A 7,708-nucleotide genomic window follows, 5' to 3' on the forward strand; every position below is an offset into this window, starting at 1 on the left:
TAATTAAATATAAGATATCGTGTAGGGTGGGCACTGTCTTGATTCGCTCGATCTGGAGGAAACCTCCAGGGCGCGAATCGCTGCCCACCAGCTAGGTTCCAGACATAATCTATCTTATAAATAATTGCATCTACCTACTTAGATTAAATAGACAATGTAGAATTATATTCCTCGATCGCTTCAAATAATGCTTGGAAATTCCCCTGCCCGAATCCTTGAGCGCGATTGCGACGTTCGATGATTTCAAAGAAGAAGGTAGGTGATTCAAAGATCGGTTGCGTAAATATTTGCAAGAGAATCTGTTTTGGTATAGACATAGACCAATCCATCAAAATTTGCAACCGTTCGAGTTGCTGCCACTCTTGATTAGTTAACAGAAATTGTTGTGCCAATCTTGCCCTATTTTGGAGGTTAGTATAATAAGTCTGCGGAATTGGTAAAAATGCTAACTTCTGCTGCTGCATTCGATCGATCGTCGTCCAGATCTCCTGAGTTTGCAAGGCAATATGTTGAATCCCCGCACCATGATTGAGATCCAAAAATTCTTGAATCTGGGAATTACTCGAACTCGGTTCATTGATATTAAATCTAATCTTGCCACACGCACTTACTAGAGCCTTACTCGCCAATCCTGATGTCAGCGTCTGAATATCAAATGTCTGTTCTACCTGAAAATCAAATATATCTCGATACCAGTTGGCAGCTAAATCCAACTCACCCGCAGCCACATTTAAAACAATGTGATCGATCCCAGTAATTGGCTCGTGTCGATCGATTTTCGTCGAAGTAATCTCTCCCAGTTGCGATTGAATAATGGTATGTTCGACAGAACCCCAACCTCGAATTCTCAGCCACTGACACTCATCCAAATCTGCCGAAGCTGCTAATACCGTTACGCCCAGTCGATCTACTTTGCTCCTAATCTCTGCTAGATCCAGAACCCGAAACGAAACATCCTTAACTCCCGAGGGATGTAGTTGCAGATACTCCGCTACTGGACTACTGGTATCTAGTGGGGATGCGATCGAAAATAACAGCTCGGAATTACCGACCCAATGCACGAGCGTCCGCGATGGGTCGCTCTGATGATGAACTAAAATTGGTGAATTATCTAAAGATTGTAAGCCCATCTGTTCGATCAAAACAGCTCGCGTTCGATCGGCATCCCTAACATAGAAATGAATACTATCTAATTCCATAAAGCTAAATTATTATGCTCGTTTCAAAAGGATTAAAGCTTAAATCTTGCTGGGAAATGATGTTTGATGAAAAAGTGCCAAGCAGAGCATCTCGACACCTAAATTAAACTAAAAGATAGCGCAATGAGCTAACCACTACAAAGCAAACTACTCGGCAATCGCTCCTCATCTTTAATGACAAGACGATATATGTCGATCGATAGTTCGCGACTTAACAGCTTAGATTTAAGTTGATTTCGTCGCGGCAATCAGACCAAAGCGAATCAAACCGCGCCGATAGCCCTCACTCATCAGCCGTAATGATATCGCTGCCTCGATCGTTTTCCAACCCGCCTTCACCAGCCCAAATACAGCCTGTGGTGTAATCGCTGAATCGATGACCACATCCCAAAATGGTTCGACAGCCGTAGACCAATCAGCCACGCGCAAATCCTGAAAACCGCATTGGGTCACAATCTCAGTATATTCTGGCAGCGAAATTACATAAGGCAAGCAATAAACCCGATAAATATCGCGTAAATGCCGCTGCTCGTCAGGTGTCAGTGGTGTTGTCGCGGTAGTCGGACGGTGACACCAAGTAACAAAAATCATCTTCCCACCTGGTTTCAAGACGCGATGACACTCTTGCAAGAACTTCACCTTATCTGGCATGTGTTCGCCACTTTCTAACGACCATACCAAGTCGAAACTATTATCGGCAAACGGCATCTCCAGCGCGTTAGCGACCTGAAAATCCGCCTTGTCTGCCAAACCAGCCGCTCGCGCTCGCTCCTTGGCGCGATTTGCCTGGACGGGAGAAAGGGTAATCCCCGTCACCCTCGCCCCAAATTTCTGGGCTAAATACAGGCTACTACCACCAATTCCACAACCAACATCGAGAATATTTTGAGGTCGCTCCTTGCTAAAATCATCAGCCCAAATCAATAATTCTTCGATGAGGTCGATTTGAGCCTGACGACGATCTAGCTTATAGTTGCCATCTTCCCCATAGTAGCCGTGGTGCATGTGTTCGCCCCAGATTCCCTCCCACAGACCGCTTGAAGCATCATAGAATTCTTTAATTTCTTGGTACAGTTGGGTACTCATTTACAAAATCTCGGCTGATAGTCTGCTCGTACATTCTAACGAAGACCATCTAGTTACAGATGTTAAACTCAAATAGTAGTGACTATATTTTCCAGTCATGGCAGCCCTCACCCTCAATCTCAACTCGTTGGCGTAGCCTCTCCTTTGGAGAATCGCCAACCTCAGCCGCAGTCAATTTCGGCAGATTGCTATCGACAATCCAGACATGAAGCTGGAAAGAAATAAAGCAGGAAATCTAATTATTATGGCTCCCACAGGCGGTGAAACTGGTAGCTTTAACTTTGACTTGAGTGGACAGCTATACCTATGGAATCTTAATAACCAAGCAGGTAAGGCTTTTGATTCATCCACTGGCTTTGAACTACCAGCAGGCGGAGATCGATCGCCTGATGTAGCTTGGATTACCCTGGATAAGTGGGAAGCTTTGACTCCGGAAGAACGACGGGGCTTTTTGCCGCTTTGTCCTGATTTTGCCGTCGAATTGATGTCGAGATCGGATTCTTGGGTGCAGACGCAGCGGCTCGCGCCCGTCGGGTTCCCCGACGCGAAAAGCGAGACAAGACAAACGAAGATGGTGGAATATATGGAAAGCGGTTGTCGATTGGGTTGGCTGCTAGATCCCAAGGGCAAACGCGCTGCTATTTATCGGATGGGAAAACCACCAGAACTCTTGACTGCGCCTGAGTCGCTATCGGGTGAAGATGTATTACCAGGATTCGTCCTCGATGCGAGATTTTTGTGGAGCTAGCTAAAATTTAAGTCGATCGATCTCTATTAAAAGTGGCGATAGTCGGGGAATAATATTGATATCAAACGTCATACCTAAAGGTTGGATCGATGGCTACACCCACTCTGACTATATCCGGCAAAGTATTGGGCAAAAGCCAAAATCTATTTACGAGCTGGCAAATGTCTCTATCAGAGCAGCCGCTGACATTAGCAGAATTACTCGCCCAAATCGTGCGATCGGAAGTTGGAGCGTTTCAAACTAGACAAGCCGATCGCAGAACGACCAAAGTATTGGGAATAATTGATATTGAAGCTGGAGTTGCGATCGGTAAAATCAGTAGTGGTGATAGCGATCTCGAACAGGTGGTGGATGTGGAGATGGCGATCGACAATGCCCTGCAAGCCTTTCTGGTTGGGTTTTATCTGGTATTTATCGACGACAAGCAGCAGGAGGACTTGACAGCGACGGTGGCTCTTACCGATCGTTCTGAACTTTTGTATCTCCGTCTAACGCCGTTAGTTGGTGGGTGATAGCGAACTGGTGCATAGTCTGCAACCGCCCTCGATTGAAATCGGGGCTAGTGTTACAAAGTCCGCCTACGCGGACTAAATCTAAATTGAATATCCTAGTCCGCGTAGGCGGACTTCGCATCATCAGCGGCGGTTTCAACCGCTGAGGTCATAATTTACGCCACCATAACTTTATGCTCAACCCCGAAATCGCCCAAGCTCGCCTAAAAGAATACCAGCTCGCCAACTGGCAAACCGATCGCATCAATAAACTAGTCAAACTACCCGCTAAACTCAGATCGATTGGGTGTGGTATTTTCGGTCATGACGACAAAGGCAAACTGATTAAACGCGATGATTCGGCTACCGCGATCGAGCAGAATATCAAAAGTTTAGGCGAATTAAATCCTGTCGATCGACTCAAAATCTTTACCATCCTCTTCCCCCAATTCGCGCCTACAGTCGAAGCCACTTGGCAAAGCTTTCCCAATTGGACGTATCAAATCAGCTACAATCGCCGCTCCTTCCGCGCACCGACAGCCGATGCTTATCTTCCGAAACGCACCTGGTGGTTTCAACGCTTGTTAGACGTGGTTAATGGCTACGATGTCGATCTAGCTTGGCTGGCTAGCTGGTGTCCGTACTTGGGCTACAACGGCGACATTTTGGGCTATCTATTTGCCGCAGCCATTGACGCTGGCGACGAACTAGGGCAAGAGATTTTCGATATTCTCATCGCTTCAGCTAAGGGCGAACATGAAATCGGCGCGATGGGGCGACATGTGACTCGATCGCTCCTCCTCGCAAATCGTCCAGAAGGCTGGGAATTTGTCGAAAAGCTGTTAGTTGCTGCCCAGCGGCAAGAAGGGCTGCGCCAGACGATTTTGGAGTGCGTAGATGAAGCACATCCGACCGCGTATCAGCGGATGTTAAAGCTGATTTTGGATGAAAATCTAATTCGGTTTGCGGCGACATTACGGGCGGTGGATGTCTGGTTTGGGTTCGATTTGGACGTATTGCAGGAGAAACCAGCGCGGGCAATTGTGGCGCAAGTTTTAGACTTTCTCACCGATGCCAACCAGCAACAAGCCGCTCTCGCCAGCGATGACGCACAGACGGTATATTTGGCTCTATGGTCGATCGCGTTTACCGATGCCATCCAAGCGATCGAATCTGCCAAAACTCTCCTCCAGCATCCCGAAGCAAGGCATCGGTTGGTAGCGATTCACTGTCTCAAGCAACTGGATTTATTACCAGCACGATTGGTAATATTAAATGCGATCGAAGATCCCGACGATCGAGTCGCGTGGTTAGCGTTAAATGCTAATGCTTATCCCAGCCAAGAATTATTAAAAGCTGCGCCGGAACTGTTCGATCGCATCGTCGCTATTTTCCCCCGTTGGGCAGTCAAATCAAAGCAATTAACTCCGCTAGTTTGGGAGTGGATGAAACTGACTGTCTCTCAAGAAATTGTCGTCCAGATTTTACATCGCTGGTTGGGCGATCGATCGCCCAAGTTAATGATTCCCTATCTAGCCGCTGCTGAATCTTATCAACGGGCAACTATCGCCAGAGATTTAGCGAAGATTCAGCCGTGGGATGCGGAAATTCGCAATACATTATTCAACCTTACTAGTGATACTAGTAGTTACGTGCGACGATGTGTTGTAGCAATACTCACAGAATGCCAAATCGATAGATCTGAAGCCGCCCGTTTAGCTAGTTTACTCACTCGTAAATCTAGCGATCTACGTCAATGGATTCTGGATTCATTACTTAAACAATCGGATGAAGATGCGATCGATTCTGCGCGATTATTATTAGCAGCTAAAGATAAGTTACAGAGACAAGCAGGATTAGAATTAGTAGCGGAATTGGTAAAGAGGAATCGACGAGTAGATGAGTGTCAATCGATCGCGCAAACTTATCAAACCACGCGCGGCGATAAAATTACCACCGCTGAGACTCAACTATTAGAACGGATTTTTGTCAAACAGTCGCAGTCTGTTACGCTGCGTGATGCGTTGGGCTTGGTAAATCTCGCCGCTCTATATGTACCCGAACCAGTAACTTGTAACAATCCTGTCGAACTAAATACGGCTGCGGCGAAAAGTACATTACTTGCGATCGATGAATTAATCCATCAACATCGTCAAACACCGATTCAGATCGCTTATCGTAATGGTGAAATTGAGGAAGAACTACTGGGAAATGCAAATTGGAAATTCCCTTGGTTTCAGCAAGATCTATCTCCAGCCGAAAATTTGGCGCGGTTGCCTTTAGCGGATGTGTGGGAAAACTGGTATCATAGCAATCGATCGAAAGATGCAGATGGTTTAGAGCTAATTCGAGCAATCGCACCCCGATATTATGCAAGTATCGATCGATATGGAAAGCTATCAGAAAAGGGCTACTTCGATTATCCCACTTCTCCTTATCATGGACTCCGCACCGTATTCGATAAATATTTCGAGGGAATTAAGTTAGAGTTACGCTATCCAGAGTTAGTCAATCGAATTATTCACTGGTTACTTTATCTACATCCTCAGCCTCAACAAATCGAGTTTCCTTTAAACTTTCTATCACATGTTTTAGCGACACTGGTAGATCCGATCGAATTTGAAAGATCGATTCCGCAAAGCGGAGGCTACGCCAACGCGGTTAATCCACAACCTCAACAGATCGATACTTGGGATTTAGAAAATTTCATTTCTACCGTTAAGAACTTTGCACAACCAAGAGGAGAAGTATCCGACGAGCATTTTCGGCGGTGGTGGCAAATGATTAATTGGATCGACGGGACTATTTGGCACCGTCTGATTCGCTACGGTAGAGCCGTAAGTCTGACCGATGTGGCGATCTCGCATCGATTGGGTTTTGCCAGTAATGCAGACATTACTTACTATTTATTAGGCAATCGATTCGAGCCAGAAACACCAGAAAATGCTACTCTGGTTCAGCATCTGAGAAGAGATTTTTCCGATCTCAAAAATCTCACGCGGCGGAAATTATCAGATCTAGATCCAGTCTTGAATATCGCTGTCGAATCTGCCAAACTATGCCGCGATCGAATCTTAGAAATTGAATGTCAACGGGGAGATTTACCCACAGCGGCGACTCATGCAGCACTAGCTTTGAGATCGATCGAAGGTATTCCGACGATCGTTAAACTATTGCAAAATCTGGATAATGCCACCTTCGTGCGCGGTTATAGTTACGGCAACCAGAGCAAAGCCGCCGTCATGAGCCACTTGATGCGGATTAGCTTTCCCGCCAGTAACGATACGCCTGTCGAATTTGCCCGCCAAGTCAAAGCCGCGAAAATTAGTGAAGAAAAGCTGATTCAATTTGCCTTCTTTGCGCCCCAATGGGTGAATTATATCCAACAAGCCATCGCTCTCCCTGGCTTTGCCGAAGGAGTCTGGTGGATTCACGCTCATACTAAAGATAATAACTGGTCGGTCGAACAGGATGTGCGGGAAATCTGGGTGGCGCAAATTGCCGAACGGACTCCGCTCTCGGCGAGTAGTTTAGTCGATGGAGCCGTTGATGTGGAATGGTTTGGGCGGGTTTATGCCACCTTGGGCGCAGAGCGGTGGCAACAGTTGGATAAAGCCGCTCAATATGCCTCCAACGGCAGCGGACATCAACGGGCGAAACAGTTTGCTAATGCCATGTTAGGGCAGATCGACAGGAAAGAATTACTCGATCGAATCCTCAAGAAACGCCATCAAGATTCCATCCGTGCCCTCGGATTGTGCCCATTAGATCCGGGCAAAAAGTGCGAACCCGATATCCTCAACCGCTATCAAACTTTCCAAGAATTCCTCCGCACCAGCAAAAAATTTGGCTCCCAACGCCGCGCCAGCGAAAAACTCGCCGTCGAAATCGGCATGGAAAACCTCGCCCGCACCGCCGGATTCGCCGATCCGCAACGGTTACAGTGGGCGATGGAAGCCGCCGCCATTGCCGATTTGGTAGAAAAACCGCAGGTAGTTGCGATCGAGGATACCACCATCTCCCTGAGCATCACCACCACAGGCACCCCCGAAATTACCATTACCAAAGCCGGAAAAACCCTCAAAGCCATCCCCGCCAAACTGAAGAAAAACCCTGAGATTGAAGCTTTAGTCGATCGCAAACAGAGTATCGTCAAACAAGCCTCCCGAATGCGGATGTCCCTC

6 protein-coding genes are annotated in these 7,708 nt (G+C 46.9%); 4 read left to right on the forward strand and 2 right to left on the reverse strand.

Features of this window, described 5'->3' with window-relative positions:
• Positions 1-143: 143 nt before the first annotated feature.
• Both hppD and RMO52_RS03225 read right to left on the reverse strand, forming a co-directional pair.
• On the reverse strand, positions 144-1,199 hold the full coding sequence (hppD, locus tag RMO52_RS03220) for a 4-hydroxyphenylpyruvate dioxygenase (protein ID WP_310410772.1): 1,056 nt from the start codon (positions 1,197-1,199) through the stop codon (positions 144-146).
• A gap of 225 nt (positions 1,200-1,424) precedes the next feature.
• On the reverse strand, positions 1,425-2,285 hold the full coding sequence (locus RMO52_RS03225; protein WP_309737744.1) for a methyltransferase domain-containing protein: 861 nt from the start codon (positions 2,283-2,285) through the stop codon (positions 1,425-1,427).
• A gap of 78 nt (positions 2,286-2,363) precedes the next feature.
• On the opposite strand from RMO52_RS03225, the gene RMO52_RS03230 reads away from it, so the two are divergent.
• The 4 genes from RMO52_RS03230 to RMO52_RS03245 all read left to right on the forward strand — a co-directional run.
• Positions 2,364-2,510 carry a hypothetical protein gene (locus tag RMO52_RS03230; RefSeq protein ID WP_310410774.1) on the forward strand — a complete coding sequence of 49 codons (147 nt, stop codon included), beginning with the start codon at positions 2,364-2,366 and terminating at the stop codon, positions 2,508-2,510.
• Positions 2,491-3,033, forward strand: a complete 543-nt coding sequence (locus tag RMO52_RS03235) for a Uma2 family endonuclease (protein ID WP_310410776.1) — start codon at positions 2,491-2,493, stop codon at positions 3,031-3,033. Before RMO52_RS03230 ends, RMO52_RS03235 begins: the two co-directional genes overlap by 20 nt.
• An 89-nt stretch (positions 3,034-3,122) precedes the next feature.
• On the forward strand, positions 3,123-3,545 hold the full coding sequence (locus RMO52_RS03240; protein ID WP_310410778.1) for a hypothetical protein: 423 nt from the start codon (positions 3,123-3,125) through the stop codon (positions 3,543-3,545).
• Positions 3,546-3,718: 173 nt separating this feature from the next.
• On the forward strand, positions 3,719-7,708 hold a 3,990-nt coding region (locus RMO52_RS03245), incomplete at its 3' end, for a DUF5724 domain-containing protein (protein ID WP_310410780.1).

Origin of the sequence: Chamaesiphon sp. OTE_8_metabat_110 (genome assembly GCF_031382685.1) — a bacterium.
GTDB lineage: Bacteria > Cyanobacteriota > Cyanobacteriia > Cyanobacteriales > Chamaesiphonaceae > Chamaesiphon.

What these genes read in the sequence shown, in the direction of transcription:
- hppD (WP_310410772.1), bottom strand. Translation starts at nt 1,199, where the DNA reads ATGGAATTAGATAGTATTCATTTCTATGTTAGGGATGCCGATCGAACG.
- RMO52_RS03225 (WP_309737744.1), bottom strand. Translation starts at nt 2,285, where the DNA reads ATGAGTACCCAACTGTACCAAGAAATTAAAGAATTCTATGATGCTTCA.
- RMO52_RS03235 (WP_310410776.1), top strand. Translation starts at nt 2,491, where the DNA reads ATGAAGCTGGAAAGAAATAAAGCAGGAAATCTAATTATTATGGCTCCC.
- RMO52_RS03240 (WP_310410778.1), top strand. Translation starts at nt 3,123, where the DNA reads ATGGCTACACCCACTCTGACTATATCCGGCAAAGTATTGGGCAAAAGC.